This window comes from Pseudomonas sp. ADAK2 TE3594, assembly GCF_053628675.1.
Window position 1 is genome coordinate 6,666,067 of the sequence record NZ_JBRJGV010000001.1, and the last position, 19,260, is coordinate 6,685,326.

A 19,260-nucleotide genomic window follows, 5' to 3' on the forward strand; every position below is an offset into this window, starting at 1 on the left:
AGAGCAAGGGGCTTGCCAATCGGGTGATGCGTAGGAAATGCCTGTCGGAGCGGAGTGGATGTTTCAGAATTTTGGATCATGTTGGTGCATGTGGAGTTTTCGCGCACCAATGTGGGAGCGAGCCTGCTCGCGATGGCGGAGTATCAGTCACATCAAGTGTTGACTGTGGCGAAGCTATCGCGAGCAGGCTCGCTCCCACAGGGGTGTGTATTTACTCGGTGCTGCCGAGGCCTTGCCAGTGTTTCAGGCCGATGAAGATGAAGCGCAACTGCTGCGTGATTTTCGCCTGCGGTGTCAAATGCTCGGGTAGCGCCTCGGCCGGAGGATCAATAATGTCGGGCAGTGTCGCGAACACGCTTTTGACGATCAGATCAGCCATGACGCTCAACCCAGCAATGTCCAGATGCTGCAGTTTCGGCATCAGCGACAAGTCCGCCGCCAGGTCCGAGCTGATGTCTTCGCGCAAGCGGCCAATGGCCTGGCGCACTGGTAGTGAGCCGCCGTACTGCTCGCGGGCAAGAAACAGGAACTGCGAGCGATTGGCGGTAACCACGTCGAGAAAGATCCGCACCGAGGCGTCGATGATGCCACCCATGACGAACTCGTTATGGCGCACCAGGCGGATGGTTTCACGGAAGGTCTGACCGACTTCGCTCACCAGCACCAGGCCCAGCTCATCCATGTCGGCGAAATGCCGGTAGAAACCGGTGGGTACGATCCCGGCGGTTCTGGTCACTTCGCGCAGGCTCAGGCTGCCGAATCCTCGGCCGCTTTCCATCAAGTGGCGGGCAGCGTCCATCAGGGCGTTGCGGGTCTGTTGTTTCTGTTCGGCGCGGGGCAGCATCGCAAGGGTGTTTTCTGGACAGGACAGCGGCGCACTCTAGCAAATCGGCTTCGCTGGCGTCGAACGACTATCGGGAGATCACGCGGGGAAATGCAGCTTCTATAAAGTCAAAAGCCCAATCCGGGGATTGGGCTTTTTTTCGGGGCCGCCATGGGCTTAGCTCACAGCGCTGTTGCGTTCGATCACACGGTCACCACCACCTTCAGCCAGGGTTTGACCTTGTGGAGTGCGATCGGAACCGTCAGCAGCCAGGGTTTGGCCTTGTGGAGTGCGGTCGGAACCGTCAGCAGCCAGGGTTTGGCCTTGTGGAGTGCGGCTGGAACCGTCAGCGGCCAGGGTTTGACCTTGTGGAGTGCGGTCGGAACCGTCAGCAGCCAGGGTTTGACCTTGTGGAGTGCGATCCGAGCCATCTTGAGTGATCAGGCCTTTTTCTTTCAGGCGATCATTACCACCTTCGGCCAGGGTCTGACCTTGTGGAGTGCGGTCGGAACCATCAGCGGCAACGGTCTGGCTGAACACCGAGTGGCTGTCTTTGACTTGTGGAGTGGCCTGATCAGCAGCCGGCAAAGCAAAAGCGGTGCTGGCTAACATCGAGAGGGTCAGGCTAAGCAGTAATTCGCGTTTCATGATGGGTTGCTCCTTGGGAGGGCGATAAAGTGGGTACGAGGGCAATGCTACTCTCGATAAGTCGATACAAAAGTTCATAAACGCAATGGTAATAATCAACAGAATTGATTGTTCGGCCGCGGCGCTCTAGAACGGGCGTTTCCGGCGATCGTTTTTGCACTGAGGTGGGTATTTTCAACCCACTCTCGCCTCGCAAAAGTGCGGGTGCGGTAACGCCGGATGAGCAGCAGGGTGTCCCCGGCCGATTATTTGAGTGTTAAGTGCCTATTGGGTTAAACCTGCGCGCCATTTTCCAGTCCTAGATGTCATGGCAGGCCGGTTCTGGCCTAACGTTTCATCAGTGCGTCGCAGTCAGGGCGCTCAGTCGTATTCAGGAGCCCTGTGCAATGACGCGCACTCGTAAAATTCTTGCCTGGACCTTCGCCAGCCTCGTTGTCCTGCTGGCCGTCCTGGTGCTGATCATCGCGTTCTTCGATTGGAACCGGATCAAACCGCCCCTGAACGCCAAAGTGTCCGAAGAGCTGCATCGTCCGTTCGCCATCAATGGCAACCTTGCGGTGGTCTGGCAGCGCGAGTCTGATGAGGGCGGTTGGCGGGCCTGGGTGCCGTGGCCACATGTGGTGGCTGAGGACCTGAGCCTGGGCAACCCGGACTGGTCGAAGCAACCGCAGATGGCCACCCTCAAACGCGTTGAACTGCGCATTTCGCCGCTGGCCTTGCTGGCGCAGCGGGTGGTGATCCCGCGTATCGACTTGAGCGAACCCAATGCCGACCTGCAGCGTCTGGCCGACGGTCGCGCCAACTGGACGTTCAAGTTCGACCCCAAAGACCCGAGCGCCGAGCCTTCGAACTGGGTGCTGGACATCGGTGCCATCGGCTTCGACAAGGGCCACGTCACGCTCGACGACCAGAAGCTGAAGACTCAGCTTGATCTGCTCATCGATCCGTTGGGAAAACCGATTCCGTTCAGCGACATTGTCGGAGACAAAGCGGCCAAAAAAGCGGTTGAAAAGGGCGGTTCGCCCCAGGATTACGCATTCGCACTGAAGGTCAAAGGCCAATACCACGGCCAGAATCTCGCGGGTCAAGGCAAGACCGGCGGCTTGCTGGCATTGCAGGACGCCACCAGGCCGTTCCCGCTTCAGGCCCAGGTGAAGATCGCCGACACCAGCGTCGAGCTGGCCGGCACGCTCACTGATCCATTGAACCTCGGCGCCCTGGATTTGCGCCTGAAACTGGCCGGTGCCAGCCTGGGCAATCTGTATCCACTGATCGGCGTAACGCTCCCGGATACCCCGCCGTACGCCACCGACGGGCATTTGATCGCCAAGCTGCATGAGTCGGGCGGGGCGGTGTACCGCTATGAGGCGTTCAACGGCAAGATCGGCGAGAGCGACATCCATGGCAACCTGACCTACGTGGCGAGCCAGCCGAGGCCCAAACTCAGCGGAGCGCTGGAGTCCAATCAATTGCTGTTTACCGACCTGGCCCCATTGATCGGTGCCGATTCCAACGCCAAGCAAGAGGCCCGCGGCGGTGAAAGCAAACAGCCGGCAGACAAGCTGCTACCGGTCGAGGAGTTCAGGACTGAACGTTGGCGCGACATGGACGCTGATGTGGAATTCACCGGCAAACGCATTGTCCACAGCGCAAAACTGCCATTCAACGATCTCTACACCCATGTGGTACTGACTGATGGCGTGCTCAGCCTCGAGCCCCTGCGTTTCGGCGTGGCTGGCGGAAATCTGGATGCGCAGATTCGTCTGAACGGGCGCGCCGAGCCTTTGGAAGGCCGGGCCAAACTGACCGCGCGCAAGTTCAAGCTCAAACAGCTGTTCCCCACCCTGGAGCGGATGAAAACCAGTTTCGGTGAGCTCAATGGCGACGCCGACCTTACTGGGCGGGGCAACTCGGTGGCCAAACTGCTGGGCACTGCCGACGGCAATTTGAAGCTGCTGATCAATGACGGCGCTATTAGTCGTGAGTTGATGGAGTTGGCGGGGCTCAACGTCGGCAACTATGTGGTGGGCAAGATCTTTGGCGACAAGGAAGTGAAGATCAATTGCGCGGCGGCCGATTTCGATATCAAGAGCGGTTTGGCGACCACGCGGCTGTTCGTCTTCGATACCGAAAATGCGATCGTCTACGTCGACGGCACGGCGAACATGGCGACTGAGCAACTGGACCTGACCATCTCCCCGGAATCCAAGGGCTGGCGCTTGATTTCGTTGCGTTCGCCGCTGTATGTGCGGGGCAAGTTCATCAAGCCGGATGCCGGCGTGAAGCCGGTGCCGTTAATGCTGCGCGGGGCCGGGATGGTTGCGCTGGGTGTGATTGCCGCACCGGCGGCGGGCTTGCTGGCGCTGATAGCGCCCAGCGCTGGCGAGCCGAATCAGTGTGCGCCGTTGCTGGAGCAGATGAAGGCGGGCAAGGCGCCGGTGACGGTCAAGCCCACCCGGTAATCCGTTGGCGTCTGTTATGACGCCTTCGCGGGCAAGCCTCGCTCCTACGGGTTTTGCGTCGTGCCCATTGTCGGCATGCGACACAAAACCTGTAGGAGCGAGGCTTGCCCGCGAAGGCGGTTCAATAGTCGCTACAGATCTTTCAGAATATCGGCCATGTCATCGGCATGCTCTACGTCCCAGGCCAGGATGTCTTCGATGCGCCTACATTGGAATGCGTTCTGCCGGAGCCGCCGCAGGCTGCGATCTTGGCAATAGACCAGACAACCGGGCTTCCTCCTGCAACCACGCAAAAAACGCCCGCACCGGCGGATGCCGTTCACGGCCCGGTACGCACAGCGCGCTGTATCCGGCCCCGTCGACCTGAATGTCCCCCCGATAAGGCAGCAGCAAGCCGCTGGCCACACTCTCCGACACCAGGATATTGCTCGCCAGCACCAGGCCTTGCCCGGCAATGGCAGCTTGCAGGGCGTAATGCTCTTCGTCGTATTCGCGCACCGCAGGTTGTTCGGTCAGCCAGGTTTCGCCGGACTGCGCACACCAGGCCTCCCAGCCATGGGCGTACAGCTTGGAGTTGTGCCAGTGCACGCTGATCAGGGTCGGTACCCGACTGGCCGCCAGGGCCACTTGTTCAGGCGAGCCATAGACCCCGAAGGATTCGTCGAACAGGCACAAACCATAAAGGTTCGGGTAATCGTCGAGGCTGTAACGCACCGCCAGATCGACGCTGGCGTCCTGATGTAAATCGATGACTTCGCAGTGAGTGTCCAGGCGCAGGCTGATGTTCGGATGTCGGGCGTAAAAGCGTCCCAGCCGAGGTACCAGCCAGAGGGCCGCGAAGGCGGCGGTGGTGGAAATCGTCAGGTTCGTGCCGCTGCGTTGCGGGCGCAAGGTATCGACGCTTTGCGCCACTTCGAGCAGGGCGCCGTGCAGGCTGCGGAACAGTCGTTCGCCACACTCGGTAAGGCGCACCTGCCGTGGCAGTCGTTCGAACAACGGCACGCCGAGCCAGTTTTCCAGGGAGCGGATCTGATGGGAAACCGCCGTCGGCGTCACGGAGAGTTCTTCGGCGGCGGCCTTGAAACTCAACAGGCGCGAGGCGGATTCGAAGGCACGCAGGGCGGTCAGCGGCAACGAGGCAAACATTTACAACTCCATGGATGAAATGGATTCATCCAAACTGATTTTTGTTCATTTGAAGAGGCACGGCGGCCAGCTTCAAGCTGCAAGCCACAAGCAGTTTGAGTTTAGCCTTCAGGAGATTCAGATGAACAGAATTCTTGCCATTCACGCCAGCCCCCGTGGCGACCGTTCTCATTCGCGGCGTTTGGCCGAGGTGTTTCTTTCCGCCTGGCAGGGTCGCAACCCGCAGTCGCAGCTGACTCGCCGTGAAGTCGGTCGGACGTTGATTCCTCCCGTCAACGAAGCCTTTGTGGCGGCCGCTTTTCATCCCGAACCTGACGCGCGACCGCTGTCGATGCAGGCCGACCTGGCACTCAGCGATGAATTGGTGGGGGAGTTGCTCGGCCATGAGCTGTTGGTGATTTCCACCCCGATGTACAACTTCAGCGTGCCCAGCGGACTCAAGGCCTGGATCGACCAGATTGTGCGGCTCGGGCTGACGTTCAATCACACCCTGGACAACGGCGTCGCTCAGTACGAACCGCTGGTGCGGGGCAAGAAGGCGTTGATCGTCACCAGTCGCGGCGGGTTTGGCTTCGGCCCCGGTGGTGAACTTGAGGCGATGAACCATGCAGACCCGTTTTTGCGCACGGCACTGGGGTTCATTGGCATCACCGACGTCACGGTCGTTGCCGCCGAGGGCGAAGAGTCTGCCGAACGCACTTTCCAGGTGTCCGTGGCCGAGGCCGAGCAGCGTTTGCTGACGCTGGCCAGGGAGTTCTAGATGGCCTGGCTGTTCTTGCTGATCGCCGCCGGGTTCGAGGTCACCTTCGCCATGGGCATGAAGTACGCCGAAGGCTTCACCCGGCTCTGGCCCTCGGTGATTACGGTGGTGGCCGCGGTGGGCGGGATTTACTTCCTGACCCTGGCCATGCGCGAATTGCCGGTGAGCATCGCCTACCCGATCTGGACCGCCATCGGTTCACTGGGCACGGTGTTTCTCGGCTTTGCGCTGCTGGGCGAAAGCCTGACCGCGCTCAAGCTGGTGTCGGTCGGGCTGATTGTGGCCGGCGTGGTGGGGTTGAAGTAAGCGATGTCATAGACTGGTCGTTGAGTTGTCATCTTGGGTGGCGATGCTTGGCTGATGCCTTGCATCCGGCCTTGCTTCATCTCACCGATCACAAGGATGTTCATCCATGTCGCAAGGTTCCGCCACGCGTTACCCCTTGGTGCTGGTCCCGGGAATGCTCGGTTTTATCCGTCTGCTGCTCTATCCCTATTGGTACGGAATCATTTCGGCGTTGCGCCGTGATGGGGCGACCGTGATCGCGGTGCAGGTCTCGCCGCTCGATTCCACCGAGGTGCGCGGTGAGCAATTGCTGGCGCGGATCGACGAGATTCTGCGCGACACCGGGGCCGAGAAGGTCAACCTGATCGGTCACAGCCAGGGCTCGTTGACCGCCCGTTACGCCGCGGCAAAACGCCCGGACCAGGTGGCTTCAGTCACTTCAGTGGCCGGGCCGAATCACGGTTCGGAGCTGGCGGACTATCTGCATACTCATTATCCGGCAGACAGCGCCAAGGGCCGGCTGCTGAGCTTTTTACTGTGGCTGATCAGCGCGGTGATGTGCCTGCTGGAAACCGGCTATCGCGGGCCGAAACTGCCGGTGGATATCCCGGCTTCGCATCATTCGCTGACCACGGCGGGCGTGGCGCTGTTCAATCAGCGTTATCCACAGGGCCTGCCTGACACCTGGGGTGGGCATGGCCCGGAAGTGGTCAATGGCGTGCGTTATTACTCCTGGTCCGGAACATTGCAGCCGGGCAAGACCGATCGCGGCTGCAACCTGTTCGACGGGACCAATCGCAGTTGCCGGTTGTTTGCCAGGACCTTCGTGCGCGAGGCGGGGCATTGCGACGGGATGGTCGGGCGTTACAGCTCGCATCTGGGGACGGTGATTGGCGATGAGTACCCGATGGATCACTTCGATATCGTCAACCAATCGCTGGGGTTGGTGGGCAAGGGCGCAGAGCCAGTTCGGTTGTTTGTCGAGCATGCGGCGCGGTTGAAGGCAGCCGGGGTTTAGCAGTCAAACCGCGTTATCGTTCATCGCGGGCAAGCCACGCTCCCACAGGTTTTGTGTCGGACGCCAGCAATGAGCACGACGCCAAACCTGTGGAAGGTTTTGTGTCGGACGCCAGCAATGAGCACGACGCCAAACCTGTGGAAGGTTTTGTGTCGGACGCCAGCAATGAGCACGACGCCAAACCTGTGGAAGGTTTTGTGTCGGACGCCGGCAATGAGCATGACGCCAAACCTGTGGGAGCGTGGCTTGCCCGCGAAGGCGTCCGGTCAGGCAACACTGACCTTTCGGCCCAGCACCGTGGTCCAACGCTCCGACAAAATCACCCCACCCAACGTCAACACCCCACCCACCAGGTGATACAGCGCCAACTGCTCATGCAGCACCACCGCCGCAATCAGCGCGGTGATCAACGGCAGCAGATTGAAAAACAGCGTGGTCCGGCTCGGCCCCAGGCGCACCACGGCCTGCATCCATGCCAGCGGCGCAAGCATCGAGGCCAGCAGGCAGGCGTAGAGCACCAGCGGAATGTTGTGCAGGGTCGGGCCGATTTTCGGTGAGGCGAGGAACAGCGGAAACAGCACCACCACCGCGACCAACACCTGCAAATACAACAACACCAGCGGCGGCAAACGCAGCTGCCATTTTTTCAGCAAGGTGCTGTAAATCGCATACGCCAGCGTGGCGATCAGCATCATCGCGTCACCCAGGTTCACCCCATGTTCCAGCAACGCGCCAAGGCTGCCGGACGACACCACCACCAAAACACCCGCGAACGACAACACCGCGCCGGCCAGTGCTCCGGCGGTCAGGCGTTGGCCGAGGCTGACAATCGCCATGGCCAGCGACATCAACGGCATCAGCGACAGAATGATCCCCATGTTGGTGGCTGAGGTCAGCGTCGCGGCGAAGTAGGCCAGGCTTTGATAAACCGCCATGCCGAGTACGCCGAGGATGAAAATCCTGCCCAGATTCGGGCGGATCAACGGCCAGTGAGCGATCACCGGTTTAAGCATGAAAGGCGTGAACAGCATTGCGGCCAGCAACCAGCGGTAGAAGCCGATTTCGGCGGGAAAGATCGCGCCGACCGCGAGTTTATTGATCACGGTGTTGCCGGCCCAAATGAAAATGGCCAGCAGGGGATAAGCGTATTGCATCGGGAAAAACCAGAACGTTAATGAAGGGTGATTATCCGCTCGTCTGAATCAATGCCTATACTTCGATCCAGACAACCTGCCTCTGATTCCGGACAGCATGAACAGCAAACACATCGACCTGCTGGATTTCAGCGAATTGCCGGCCCCGGTCTATTTCCGTTATGCCGACTTCAACACCCATGAATACGCTTCGGCCCACCATCACCCTTGGGGCACTCTCGAGTACTCGGCCAATGGGGTCTTGCACATGGAAATCGGCAGCCGCCGCTTCATGTCGCCACCGCAATACGCGGTGTGGGTGCCGCCCGGGGCCGAGCACAGTTTCTATAGCAATCAGCCGATCAACTATCGCGCGGTCTGCCTTGCGCCGGCGCTGTGCCGTGATCTGCCACAGCAGGCTTGCACCCTGGCGATCAGCGACATCCTCAAGGCGATCCTGAAAGACTTCGCCGCCCGCGATGTGAAAATCCCCGAGCACGACGCTGACAAGCGTCTGGCTCAAGTGTTGGTGGACCAACTGCAACAGGCGCCGATGCATGAGTGTTACTTGCCCTACGCCAGCAGTCCCGGGTTGCTTGGAATTCTTGAGGCCTTGCAGGCCGAGCCTGGGGATAACCGGCCATTGGCGGATTGGGCTGCGAGCATTCATGTCAGTGAGCGCACGTTGGCCCGGCAGTTTGTCCGCGAGTTGGGCATGAGTTTCGGGGAGTGGCGGCAACGGTTGCGGTTTCTGGCGGCGATCGAAGCGCTCGATAGCCAGCGCAGCATTCAGGAAATCGCCTTCGACATGGGCTACAGCACCGGCTCGGCATTCATCGCGATGTTTCAGCGTCAGGCCGGGTGCACGCCTGAGCAATATCGACGCAGCCACCTCGATAGCAGGTGAACGTGTAACAGGCTTTGTCTACACTCCGAAACAAGGCCGCATCCATCGGTGCGGTAACAAGGAGAACACTCCATGAAGATGTTGCGTGCCCCGTTGTTGATGATCGGTTTGCTGCTCTGCTCGCAGGGTTTCGCCGCCACCGCCCAGCAGAACAAAATGACCACCTGCAATGCCGACGCTACCGCAAAAAGCCTCAAGGGCGACGAGCGCAAAGCCTTCATGAGCACCTGCCTCAAAGCCGCGCCGGCTGCCGATGCCGCCAAGCCCATGACCCCTCAGCAAGAGAAGATGAAAACCTGCAACGCCGACGCCGCGACCCAGGCGCTCAAGGGCGATGCGCGCAAAGCCTTCATGAGCGATTGCCTGAAGAAAAAATAAGTCATCCGTAGGGGCGTAATCTTGCGGTGATCGTTCTGACCTCATCGCGGGCAAGCCCGCTCCCACAGGGATCTCGGATGCCTGCACATTTTTTGTTCAGCGCACATACCGTGTGGGAGCGGGCTTGCCCGCGATGAGGCCTGAAAGTCCCACTAAGGTCGACCTACACAATCCCTAGTGCTCGCCCCGGAACGCTGGCAGACTGCCAATCCTTTTACGTCGTTCGTTTTGAGGCTGTATGTCAGCGTTTTCTCAGCGTCAGGTCTTGTTGTTCATCAGCTGGGTCATCATTTTTGGTGGTTTGCTGCTGGTGCTCCCTCTGCGATTGCTGCCCAGCCTGCTGGCCGGGTTGTTGGTGTTCGAACTGGTCAACATGCTCACGCCGCAATTGCAGCGGCTGATCGAAGGCCGCCGTGCGCGCTGGCTGGCGGTGGCGTTGCTGGGGACATTGGTGGTCAGTGTGCTGGCGCTGATCTTTGCCGGTGCGATCAGTTTTCTGCTTCACGAGGCGGAAAATCCTGGCGCTTCTCTCGACAAATTCATGGTCGTGGTCGACCGCGCGCGGGGGCAGTTGCCGCCGTTCATCGACGCTTATCTACCGGCCAGTGCCGCCGAGTTCCGCGTGGCGATCGGCGAGTGGATGAGCAAGCACCTCAGCGACTTGCAACTGGTGGGCAAGGACGCGGCGCACATGTTCGTGACGCTGCTGATCGGCATGGTACTGGGGGCGATCATCGCCTTGCAGCGAGCGCCGGACGTGACCAAGCGCAAACCCTTGGCCGCGGCGCTGTTTGACCGCTTGCACCTGTTGGTCCAAGCGTTTCGCAACATCGTTTTCGCCCAGATCAAGATTTCCTTGCTCAACACCTTCTTCACCGGGATTTTCCTCGCGGTGGTCCTGCCGATGTTCGGGATCAAGCTGCCGCTGACCAAAACCCTGATCGTGCTGACCTTCCTGCTCGGTCTGCTGCCGGTGATCGGCAACCTGATGTCGAACACCTTGATCACCATCGTTGGCTTGTCGCTGTCGATCTGGGTGGCGGTGGCGGCGCTGGGTTACCTGATCGTTATCCACAAGCTCGAATACTTCCTCAACGCGCGAATCGTCGGCGGGCAGATCAGTGCCAAGTCGTGGGAGTTGCTGCTGGCAATGCTGGTGTTCGAAGCCGCGTTCGGCCTGCCGGGGGTGGTGGCGGGGCCGATTTATTACGCGTATCTGAAGAGTGAGTTGAAGCAGGTGGGGATGGTTTGATCCCGCAGATGTACTGCCTGGTCTGATGCCTTCGCGGGCAAGCCTCGCTCCTACAGGTTGGGTGTGTGCCGCGAAAACGCCGCATGACTTGTAGGAGCGAGGCTTGCCCGCGAAGGATGCACCACAAAAATCAGGTCAGGCGAGGGTGCCGTAGCGTTTCATCGCCTCAATCGCCAACCCACTGCCGATGCTGCCGAAGATGTTGCCTTCCACATGCCGCGCATTCGGCAACATCGCCGAGACGCTGTTGCGCAGCGCCGGAATCCCGCTCGAACCGCCGGTGAAGAACACCGTATCCACCTGATCGACCCGCACGTTGGCGTCGTTCAGCAACTGGGTCACGCTGTTGCGAACCCGCTCCAGCAGGTTGTCGATGGCTGATTCGAACAGTGCCCGGCTCAGTTCGACGCTCAAACCCGGTTCGATACGATCCAGTGGCACATGGCGGCTGTCGGCGTGGGTCAGCTGGATCTTGGTTTCTTCCACTTCCATGGCCAGCCAATGCCCGGCGCGCTGGTCGATCAGCTTGAACAGGCGATCGATGCCGCCGGTGTCTTCGATGTCATAACGCATGCTGCCCAGGGCCAGGGTCGACTTCTGCGAGTACACCGAGTTGATGGTGTGCCAGGTCGCCAGGTTCATGTGGTGGCTGGTCGGCATATAGGCGCCGCTCTTCATCCGGCTGCCGTAGCCAAACAGCGGCATCAGGCCTTGCAGGCTCAGCTGCTTGTCGAAATCGGTCCCGCCGATATGCACGCCACCGGTGGCGAGGATGTCGTCGTGACGGTTGTCGTGATTACGGCGCTCAGGGGACAGGCGCACCAGCGAGAAGTCCGACGTACCACCGCCGATGTCGACGATCAGTACCAGCTCTTCCTTTTCGATGGTCGACTCATAGTCGAATGCCGCCGCAATCGGCTCGTACTGGAACGAGACGTCCTTGAAACCAATGGCGCGGGCCACATCCACGAGGGTGTTTTCCGCTTCCTGGTCGGCCATTTCATCGTCATCGACGAAAAACACCGGGCGACCCAGCACCACTTCCTCGAACTCTCGACCGGCGGCGGTTTCGGCGCGCTTCTTCAATTGGCCGATGAACAGCCCGAGCAGGTCCTTGAATGGCATAGCGGTGCCGAGGACGCTGGTGTCGTGCTTGATCAGTTTGGAACCCAGCAGGCTCTTGAGCGAGCGCATCAGCCGGCCTTCGTAGCCTTCCAGGTACTCGTGCAGCGCCAGTCGGCCGTACACCGGGCGGCGTTCTTCCATGTTGAAGAAGACCACCGAGGGCAAAGTGATCTTGTCGTCCTCCAGCGCGATCAGCGTTTCCATGCCGGGGCGCAGCCAGCCGACGGTGGAGTTGGACGTGCCGAAGTCGATACCACAGGCACGGGCTGGAGATGCGTTTTTCATGTCTTTCAAGTTCCGGTTAAAAAACGGCCGCGCAGTGTATGTCAGAGCGGCGAAGATTCGAAGGCCGACTATCCGTTAAATCGCAGCGATCAGCGCTTGAAAGATGGTCCAACACCCCCAAACTCCACTACATAGGCTTGGTAGCCCTCAGGGCGACTGCAAGAACCGCGCCCGCTGCCGATAAACTTCTGATGCGCTGCCCGGTCACAATGTTGAGATCGGTCAATCCAGATGCTGCAAACAAGAGCATGCTGTGTCGTGCTGCGCGATTTCGATAATGGATGGTGATTCCCTCGATGGACTTCAAAGACTATTACAAGATTCTCGGTGTGGAGCCGACCGCGGACGATAAGGCGATCAAGGCCGCCTATCGAAAGCTGGCGCGCAAATACCACCCCGATGTCAGCAAGGAAAAGGACGCCGAGGCTAAATTCAAGGACGCTTCGGAAGCCTATGAAGCGCTGAAAAGCGCCGACAAGCGCGCCGAATACGACGACTTGCGCAAATACGGCCACCACGGTCAGCCCTTTCAGGGCCCACCGGGTTGGCAGAGCCGCGGTGGTTTCGGGGGTGGTGGTCAAGACACGGGCGATTTTTCGGACTTTTTCAGTTCGATCTTCGGCAACCGTGGTCCGGGTTTCGGTGGTGGTGGACGGTCGGGCCATAGCGCCGGGCGTCGAGGACAAGACGTGGAAATGGAATTACCGGTTTTTCTGGAAGAAACCCTCTCGACCGAATCGAAAAAGGTCAGCTTCCAGGTGCCGCATTACAACGCTGCCGGCCAGCATGTCAGCAACACCAGCAAAAGCCTGAACGTGAAGATCCCCGCTGGCGTGACCGATGGCGAGCGCATCCGCCTCAAGGGCCAAGGGGCGCCGGGCGTCGGTGGTGGAGCCAATGGCGACTTGTACCTGACCATCCGTTTTGCGCCGCACCCCAAATTCGACGTCGAAGGCGAGAACCTGATCATCACCTTGCCGCTGGCACCGTGGGAGTTGGCGCTGGGGACCGAAGTCGCGGTGCCGACCCTGACCGGCAAGATCAACCTCAAGGTTCCGGCCGGTAGCCAGAATGGCCAGCGCATGCGCGCCAAGGGCCACGGCCTGCTGCACAAGGCCGGTCACCGTGGCTACCTGTTCGTGCAGCTCAAGGCAGTAATGCCGAAAAAACTGGACCATGACGTCAAAGAATTGTGGGAGGAGCTGGCAAAAAAAGCCGCTTTTGATCCGCGAGAGAACTTTTGATTTCGAGATAAGGAGTAGCCAATCATGAGCGACCCCGTGATCGTTCTATTGGACCTGGCGGAATTCTGCGAGGCGACCGAACTGTCGGACGTGCATGTGATCGAGATCGTCGAACACGGCATCCTCGAACCTCAGGGAGCACAGCCCAAGGATTGGCGTTTCACCGATTATGAACTGGCACTGGCCAAGCGCGCCGCCAAGCTGCGGCGCGATCTGGAGCTGGAATGGGAAGGCGTCGCCCTGGCGCTGGACCTGCTGGAAGAGGTCCGGCAACTGCGGGCCGAGAACCGCATGCTCAGGCAGCGGTTGGGGCGGTTGCTGGTCGAGTAATCGTTCTGGTGTTTTTGTGTTGCCCTTGAGGACGCTATCGCGGGCAAGCCCGCTCCCACAGTGGATCGTTGGTATTCACAAATATTGTGTTCACAACAGATCACCTGTGGGAGCGGGCTTGCTCGTGAAGAACGATAACGCGGTCTCCTCGCCTCTGGAGAAAAAATCAGAACAGGAAGTAGCGCTGCGCCATCGGCAACACATCCGCCGGTTCACACCACAGCAACACGCCGTCGGCCTTGACCTGATAGGTTTGAGGATCGACGTCGATCTTCGGCAGATAATCGTTGTGGATCAGGTCGGTTTTCTGCACGTCGCGACAGCCTTTGACCACGGCGATTTTCTTCTTCAGACCCAGAGCTTCGGGCAAGCCTGCTTCCTGCGCTGCCTGGCTGATAAACGTCAGGCTGGTGGCATGCAGCGAGCCACCGTAACTGGCAAACATCGGTCGGTAATGCACCGGTTGCGGCGTTGGGATCGAAGCGTTGGCGTCGCCCATCAGGCTGGCCGCAATGGCACCGCCTTTTAGAATCAACGTCGGTTTGACTCCGAAAAACGCCGGACGCCAGAGCACCAGGTCCGCCCATTTACCCACTTCCACCGAGCCCACTTCATGGCTGATGCCGTGGGTGATCGCCGGGTTGATGGTGTACTTGGCGATGTAGCGTTTGGCGCGGAAGTTGTCGTTGCCTTCGCCATCACCGGGCAGCGGGCCGCGCTGTTTTTTCATCTTGTCGGCGGTCTGCCAGGTGCGCGTGATGACTTCACCGACGCGGCCCATAGCCTGGCTGTCGGAGCTGATCATCGAGAAGGCGCCGAGGTCGTGAAGGATGTCTTCGGCGGCAATGGTTTCGCGGCGGATGCGGCTTTCGGCGAAGGCCACGTCTTCGGCAATGCTCGGGTCCAGGTGATGGCAGACCATCAGCATGTCGAGGTGTTCATCGATGGTGTTGCGGGTGAACGGCCGGGTCGGGTTAGTCGAACTTGGCAGCACGTTGGCGAAACCGCAGGCCTTGATGATGTCCGGGGCGTGGCCGCCGCCGGCGCCTTCGGTGTGGTAGGTGTGGATGGTGCGGCCCTTGAAGGCGGCGAGGGTGGTTTCGACGAAGCCCGACTCGTTGAGGGTGTCGGTATGGATCGCCACCTGCACGTCGTACTGATCGGCCACGTTCAGGCAGTTGTCGATGCTCGCCGGGGTGGTGCCCCAGTCTTCGTGCAGTTTGAGGCCGATGGCACCGGCCTTGACCTGTTCGATCAACGGCTCCGGCAGGCTGGCGTTGCCCTTGCCGGTGAAGCCGATGTTCATAGGGAATGCATCGGCGGCCTGAAGCATGCGCGCCAGGTGCCACGGCCCGGAGGTGCAAGTGGTGGCATTGGTGCCGGTGGCCGGCCCGGTGCCGCCACCGATCATGGTGGTGACGCCGCTCATCAGCGCTTCTTCGATCTGCTGCGGGCAGATGAAGTGGATGTGGGTGTCGATGCCGCCGGCGGTGAGGATCATGCCTTCACCGGCGATGACTTCGGTGCTGGCGCCGACCGCGATGGTGACGTTCGGCTGGATGTCCGGGTTGCCGGCCTTGCCGATGGCGGCGATGCGCCCGTCCTTGAGGCCGACGTCCGCCTTGACGATGCCCCAGTGGTCGATGATCAGCGCGTTGGTGATCAGGGTGTCGACGACCTCTGCGGCCAATAACTGGCTCTGGCCCTGGCCGTCGCGAATGACTTTGCCGCCGCCGAATTTCACTTCTTCGCCGTAGGTGGTGAAGTCCTGTTCCACTTCGATCCACAGCTCGGTGTCGGCCAGACGGACCTTGTCACCGACGGTGGGGCCGAACATGTCGGCGTAGGCTTGTCTTGAGATTTTCATGCGCTTGCCTTGGGATTCAATGATCGTTCCCACGCTCTGCGTGGGAATGCCGCCATGGACGCTCTGCGTCCGCCGTTATGTGACGCGGAGCGTCACGGGATGCATTCCCACGGGGACCGTGGGAACGATCAGTTAGTCGAGGTCGCCCATGATCCTGCCGGCAAACCCGAACACCCGGCGATGCCCGGCCAGGTCTACCAACTCGACCTCGCGGCTCTGCCCCGGTTCGAAGCGCACGGCGGTGCCGGCGGGGATGTTCAGGCGCATGCCGCGGCTGGCGGCGCGGTCAAAGGTCAGGGCGTCGTTGGTTTCGAAAAAATGATAGTGCGAGCCGACCTGGATCGGCCGATCGCCGCTGTTGGCCACCTTCAGGCTGAGGGTGCGACGGCCAACGTTGAGTTCGATGTCGCCGGGCTGGATCTGGTATTCACCGGGAATCATCAATGGGCTCCTTGGAGAATCTTGTAGTAAAGGGCGGTCGGTTTGTACTGGCCGTTCGGGTCGCAGGCATAGTCGGGAATTTCGCCGGCGCGGGTGTAACCCAGGGCCTTGTAGAAGTCTTCGGCGGGGGAGCCGGCTTCGGTGTCGAGGTAGAGCATGCCGCGCTTGTGTTGGCGGGCCGCGAGCTCAACGGCATGCATCATCTGTTGCCCCAGGCCGCGACGACGGGCGTGTTCACGCACCAGCAGTTTCTGCACTTCGGCACGATTCAGCCCATTGGCTTTCTGGCACAACGTCAGTTGCACGCTGGCCTGCACCTGTTCGTCCTTGACCACCACCCAGAGCAGCACGTTGCCTTTGTTCAGGTTCTCCTGGACTTCATCGAAATAGGCTCGGGCCTGGGTCGCATCCAGATCCGCCATGAACCCGACGCTGGCGCCATAGCCGACGGCGTCGAGCAGCAAATCAATCAAACCCTGACGATAGTGCGCAAAGCTTTCAACGTTGACGCGGCGCAGTTGGGCGGCGTTCATGGGTATCACTCCTTGTGGGGACCGGGTGGCATTGCGCCCGGGTCGAGAATCAGTTGCATGAAGGTCAGGTCCAGCCAGCGGCCGAACTTGGTACCCACCTGCGGCATTTGGCCGGTGACGACAAAACCGGCTCGGTCGTGCAGCCGGATCGAGGCGCTGTTACCGCTTTCGATGGCGGCGACCATCACGTGTTTGTTGCAGCCTTTGGCGCGTTCGATCAGTGCTTCCATCAGTCGCGGCCCGAGGCCATTGCCCCGCTGGTCGTTGCGCACGTACACCGAGTGCTCGACCGTGTGGCGGAACCCGTCGAACGGGCGCCAGTCACCGAATGAAGCGTAGCCGAGTACGCTGTTGTCGCCGTCGACGATCACCAGGATCGGATAGCCCTGATCTTGCCGGGCGCTGAACCAGGCCTGGCGGTTGCCCAGGTCCACGGCCTGTTCGTTCCAGATCGCCGTGGTGCTCCGCACGGCGTCGTTGTAGATGTCGCGGATCGCTGGCAGATCGGCGTGCAGCGCATCGCGGATGTGGTAAGTCATGGCGCGGCCTCAGGCGATAGGTTGGTGAACGGTGACCAGTTTGGTGCCGTCGGGAAACGTTGCTTCGACCTGGATCTCCGGGATCATTTCCGGGATGCCTTCCATCACTTGTTCGCGGCTCAGCAGGGTGGTGCCGAAATGCATCAGCTCGGCCACGGTCTGGCCGTCACGCGCGCCTTCGAGCAGCGCTGCGGAAATATAGGCCATGGCCTCCGGGTAATTGAGCTTCACGCCGCGAGCCAAACGTCGTTCGGCCACGAGGCCGGCGGTGAAGATCAGCAGCTTGTCTTTTTCGCGTGGGGTCAGGTCCATCGTAGAAATCCATAATCGGCAGTTAAAAAGTCTTCTGTAGGAGCGAGGCTTGCCCGCGAAGGGGACGCCTCGGTTTAACTGGAAGACCGCGTTATCGTTCTTCGCGGGCAAGCCTCGCTCCTACAGGGGATCGTGTTCAGGTGCTCCATATTCGTGGCGGGACGGCTTCCCGGCCGAGCAATGCAGGCCTGAGCAATCGCCACACATCAATCAGCCAGCTACGTGCCAACAGCGCTTCACTGGCCAGGCATCGAGCCACCAAAAGCCCCGGCAATTGCGTCAGATCCCCGCGTACGTCATTGGGCAGCGAGCGGCACTTCTCCAGCAATTCGTTATCAATTTCACCCGTCACCAGCAACGTCGCAAACACCGGTTGGCCATCCAGCCCTATCGGCGAATCCAGCAAGCCATCATTCCCGACAATGCGCTGGCGTTCGTGCCAGAGCAACTGGCCGTCGCGACGGATATCCAGATGCGCCTGAAAGTGCCCGAGATCGAAACGCTCACCGCTGGCCGGGCGTCCCAGCGCCACCACATCCCAGTAGAACAACCGCGCATCGCCCTCAAGGTCGATGCGGGTGCTGAGTTCCGCCTGAGCATCGCTGAAGATAATCGTCTCTTGCGGCAGCCACTCCAACGTAGCACCGGCGGCCACGCGCAGGTCGAGTTTCTGATAAGCCGGCCCGGCCGCGCGATACCACTTGGCGGCGCCGGGGCTGGTGATTTGCGCCCAGGCGTTTGTGCCGACGCTGGCCGAGATGTCCAGCCGGTCACCACCGGCAATCCCGCCCGGCGGGTGGACGATGATGTGCTGGCACACCTCGGGGCCTTCGGCGTACAGATGCTTCTGCACCCGCAGCGGGCCTTTGTGGCGACGCTGCACCGGGCGTGTGCTCTCGCCGAAGCGGGCGTAGCCGAGTTCCAGCTCGGCATGCCAGCTGGGGGTGAACAGCGTGATGGGGGCAGGTAAATTCATGATTTCTAATTATCGTCAGGAGGCTGCAGGTTAGATCGTAACCAGTCCACGGACACCTTCGGCTTCCATATTCTCGCCGCGCCCTTGTTGCACGATCTCGCCTCGTGACATGACCAGGTACTGATCGGCCAGTTCGGCGGCGAAATCATAGAACTGCTCCACCAGCAGAATCGCCATGTCACCGCGAGCCGCGAGCTGCTTGATCACCGCGCCGATTTCCTTGATCACCGACGGCTGGATGCCTTCGGTGGGTTCGTCGAGGATCAGCAAGCGTGGACGACTGGCCAGTGCTCTGCCGATCGCCAGTTGCTGTTGTTGACCACCGGACAAGTCACCGCCACGCCGTTGTTTCATTTGCAGCAGTACCGGGAACAGCTCGTAGATGAACGCCGGGACTTCCTTCGCTTCAGAGCCGGGAAAACGTGAGAGGCCCATCAGCAGGTTTTCTTCCACGGTCAACCGGCCAAAGATTTCCCGGCCCTGAGGCACGTAGGCGATGCCGGCATGTACCCGTTGGTGCGGCTTGAACGTGGTGATCGGTTTGCCTTCCCAGTTCACTGCGCCTTCTTTGGCTGGCAGCAAACCCATCAGGCATTTGAGCAGGGTGGTCTTGCCCACACCGTTGCGCCCGAGCAGGCAGGTGACTTCGCCGACCTTCACCTCAAACGTCAGGCCCCGCAGGATGTGGCTACCGCCGTAGTACTGGTGCAGCTTGTCGACTTGCAGCATTCTCAAATTCCTTCTGTGTGACACGGGCTCCACTTGAGACACACCTCTGCCCTTGTAGGAGCGAGGC

At 60.4% G+C, this 19,260-nt stretch carries 21 protein-coding genes; 9 read left to right on the forward strand and 12 right to left on the reverse strand.

Annotation, left to right across the window (positions count from 1 at the left end; genetic code table 11):
• Positions 1–211 precede the first annotated feature (211 nt).
• Entirely contained in the window at positions 212–844 is a 633-nt protein-coding gene (locus AB7M22_RS29955) for a TetR family transcriptional regulator (RefSeq protein WP_008009759.1), read from the reverse strand.
• A 156-nt stretch (positions 845–1,000) separates the two neighbouring features.
• Positions 1,001–1,471, reverse strand: coding sequence for a hypothetical protein (locus AB7M22_RS29960; RefSeq protein WP_454188659.1), 471 nt, complete (start codon positions 1,469–1,471; stop codon positions 1,001–1,003).
• A 386-nt stretch (positions 1,472–1,857) separates the two neighbouring features.
• Between AB7M22_RS29960 and AB7M22_RS29965 the strand changes: the two genes are divergently transcribed.
• A complete protein-coding gene (locus AB7M22_RS29965; protein WP_454188660.1) occupies positions 1,858–3,933 on the forward strand; it encodes an AsmA family protein in 2,076 nt (691 codons plus the stop codon).
• 204 nt (positions 3,934–4,137) lie between these two features.
• Here AB7M22_RS29965 and AB7M22_RS29970 read toward each other — a convergent pair whose 3' ends face one another.
• Positions 4,138–5,079, reverse strand: a complete 942-nt coding sequence (locus tag AB7M22_RS29970) for a LysR substrate-binding domain-containing protein (RefSeq protein WP_454188661.1) — start codon at positions 5,077–5,079, stop codon at positions 4,138–4,140.
• Between the two features lie 121 nt (positions 5,080–5,200).
• Between AB7M22_RS29970 and AB7M22_RS29975 the strand changes: the two genes are divergently transcribed.
• The 3 genes from AB7M22_RS29975 (at position 5,201) to AB7M22_RS29985 (ending at position 7,142) form a co-directional block, all read left to right on the forward strand.
• The gene (locus AB7M22_RS29975) at positions 5,201–5,839 is read left to right on the forward strand and encodes an FMN-dependent NADH-azoreductase (protein WP_454188662.1); all 639 of its coding nucleotides are present in this window, start codon (positions 5,201–5,203) and stop codon (positions 5,837–5,839) included.
• The gene (locus AB7M22_RS29980) at positions 5,840–6,145 is read left to right on the forward strand and encodes a DMT family transporter (RefSeq protein WP_007903452.1); all 306 of its coding nucleotides are present in this window, start codon (positions 5,840–5,842) and stop codon (positions 6,143–6,145) included.
• 106 nt (positions 6,146–6,251) lie between these two features.
• Complete coding sequence (locus AB7M22_RS29985) at positions 6,252–7,142, forward strand: esterase/lipase family protein (protein ID WP_454188663.1); 891 nt, start codon at positions 6,252–6,254, stop codon at positions 7,140–7,142.
• A 266-nt stretch (positions 7,143–7,408) separates the two neighbouring features.
• On the opposite strand, the gene AB7M22_RS29990 is transcribed toward AB7M22_RS29985, so the two are convergent.
• Positions 7,409–8,296 (reverse strand): DMT family transporter, encoded by an 888-nt coding sequence (locus AB7M22_RS29990; protein ID WP_454188664.1) that lies wholly within the window; start codon positions 8,294–8,296, stop codon positions 7,409–7,411.
• A 97-nt stretch (positions 8,297–8,393) separates the two neighbouring features.
• Between AB7M22_RS29990 and AB7M22_RS29995 the strand changes: the two genes are divergently transcribed.
• The 3 genes from AB7M22_RS29995 to AB7M22_RS30005 all read left to right on the forward strand — a co-directional run bounded on the left by AB7M22_RS29995 (position 8,394) and on the right by AB7M22_RS30005 (position 10,812).
• Positions 8,394–9,182: an AraC family transcriptional regulator gene (locus tag AB7M22_RS29995; RefSeq protein ID WP_454188665.1), complete on the forward strand. Its 789-nt coding sequence runs from the start codon at positions 8,394–8,396 to the stop codon at positions 9,180–9,182.
• A gap of 72 nt (positions 9,183–9,254) precedes the next feature.
• Positions 9,255–9,560 (forward strand): PsiF family protein, encoded by a 306-nt coding sequence (locus tag AB7M22_RS30000; RefSeq protein WP_454188666.1) that lies wholly within the window; start codon positions 9,255–9,257, stop codon positions 9,558–9,560.
• 238 nt (positions 9,561–9,798) lie between these two features.
• Positions 9,799–10,812 (forward strand): AI-2E family transporter, encoded by a 1,014-nt coding sequence (locus AB7M22_RS30005; RefSeq protein WP_008011163.1) that lies wholly within the window; start codon positions 9,799–9,801, stop codon positions 10,810–10,812.
• Between the two features lie 135 nt (positions 10,813–10,947).
• Here AB7M22_RS30005 and AB7M22_RS30010 read toward each other — a convergent pair whose 3' ends face one another.
• Positions 10,948–12,222: an Hsp70 family protein gene (locus AB7M22_RS30010; protein WP_223570430.1), complete on the reverse strand. Its 1,275-nt coding sequence runs from the start codon at positions 12,220–12,222 to the stop codon at positions 10,948–10,950.
• Between the two features lie 296 nt (positions 12,223–12,518).
• Between AB7M22_RS30010 and AB7M22_RS30015 the strand changes: the two genes are divergently transcribed.
• Both AB7M22_RS30015 and AB7M22_RS30020 read left to right on the forward strand, forming a co-directional pair.
• Positions 12,519–13,466 carry a DnaJ C-terminal domain-containing protein gene (locus AB7M22_RS30015; RefSeq protein ID WP_007907355.1) on the forward strand — a complete coding sequence of 316 codons (948 nt, stop codon included), beginning with the start codon at positions 12,519–12,521 and terminating at the stop codon, positions 13,464–13,466.
• A gap of 24 nt (positions 13,467–13,490) precedes the next feature.
• A complete protein-coding gene (locus tag AB7M22_RS30020) occupies positions 13,491–13,796 on the forward strand; it encodes a chaperone modulator CbpM (protein ID WP_007907357.1) in 306 nt (101 codons plus the stop codon).
• Positions 13,797–13,962: 166 nt separating this feature from the next.
• Here the strand turns inward: AB7M22_RS30020 and ureC are convergent, their stop codons facing one another.
• The 7 genes from ureC to urtE form a co-directional block, all read right to left on the reverse strand.
• Positions 13,963–15,663, reverse strand: a complete 1,701-nt coding sequence (ureC, locus tag AB7M22_RS30025) for an urease subunit alpha (protein ID WP_007907359.1) — start codon at positions 15,661–15,663, stop codon at positions 13,963–13,965.
• Between the two features lie 132 nt (positions 15,664–15,795).
• Positions 15,796–16,104: an urease subunit beta gene (locus AB7M22_RS30030; RefSeq protein WP_008011171.1), complete on the reverse strand. Its 309-nt coding sequence runs from the start codon at positions 16,102–16,104 to the stop codon at positions 15,796–15,798.
• Positions 16,104–16,637: a GNAT family N-acetyltransferase gene (locus AB7M22_RS30035; protein ID WP_454188667.1), complete on the reverse strand. Its 534-nt coding sequence runs from the start codon at positions 16,635–16,637 to the stop codon at positions 16,104–16,106. Before AB7M22_RS30035 ends, AB7M22_RS30030 begins: the two co-directional genes overlap by 1 nt.
• A gap of 5 nt (positions 16,638–16,642) precedes the next feature.
• Positions 16,643–17,176 carry an N-acetyltransferase family protein gene (locus tag AB7M22_RS30040; protein WP_454188668.1) on the reverse strand — a complete coding sequence of 178 codons (534 nt, stop codon included), beginning with the start codon at positions 17,174–17,176 and terminating at the stop codon, positions 16,643–16,645.
• Between the two features lie 9 nt (positions 17,177–17,185).
• On the reverse strand, positions 17,186–17,488 hold the full coding sequence (gene ureA / locus AB7M22_RS30045) for an urease subunit gamma (RefSeq protein WP_007907366.1): 303 nt from the start codon (positions 17,486–17,488) through the stop codon (positions 17,186–17,188).
• A gap of 136 nt (positions 17,489–17,624) precedes the next feature.
• On the reverse strand, positions 17,625–18,464 hold the full coding sequence (locus AB7M22_RS30050; RefSeq protein WP_454188669.1) for an urease accessory protein UreD: 840 nt from the start codon (positions 18,462–18,464) through the stop codon (positions 17,625–17,627).
• Positions 18,465–18,494: 30 nt separating this feature from the next.
• The gene (gene urtE, locus AB7M22_RS30055) at positions 18,495–19,193 is read right to left on the reverse strand and encodes an urea ABC transporter ATP-binding subunit UrtE (protein ID WP_007907370.1); all 699 of its coding nucleotides are present in this window, start codon (positions 19,191–19,193) and stop codon (positions 18,495–18,497) included.
• Positions 19,194–19,260: the final 67 nt, after the last annotated feature.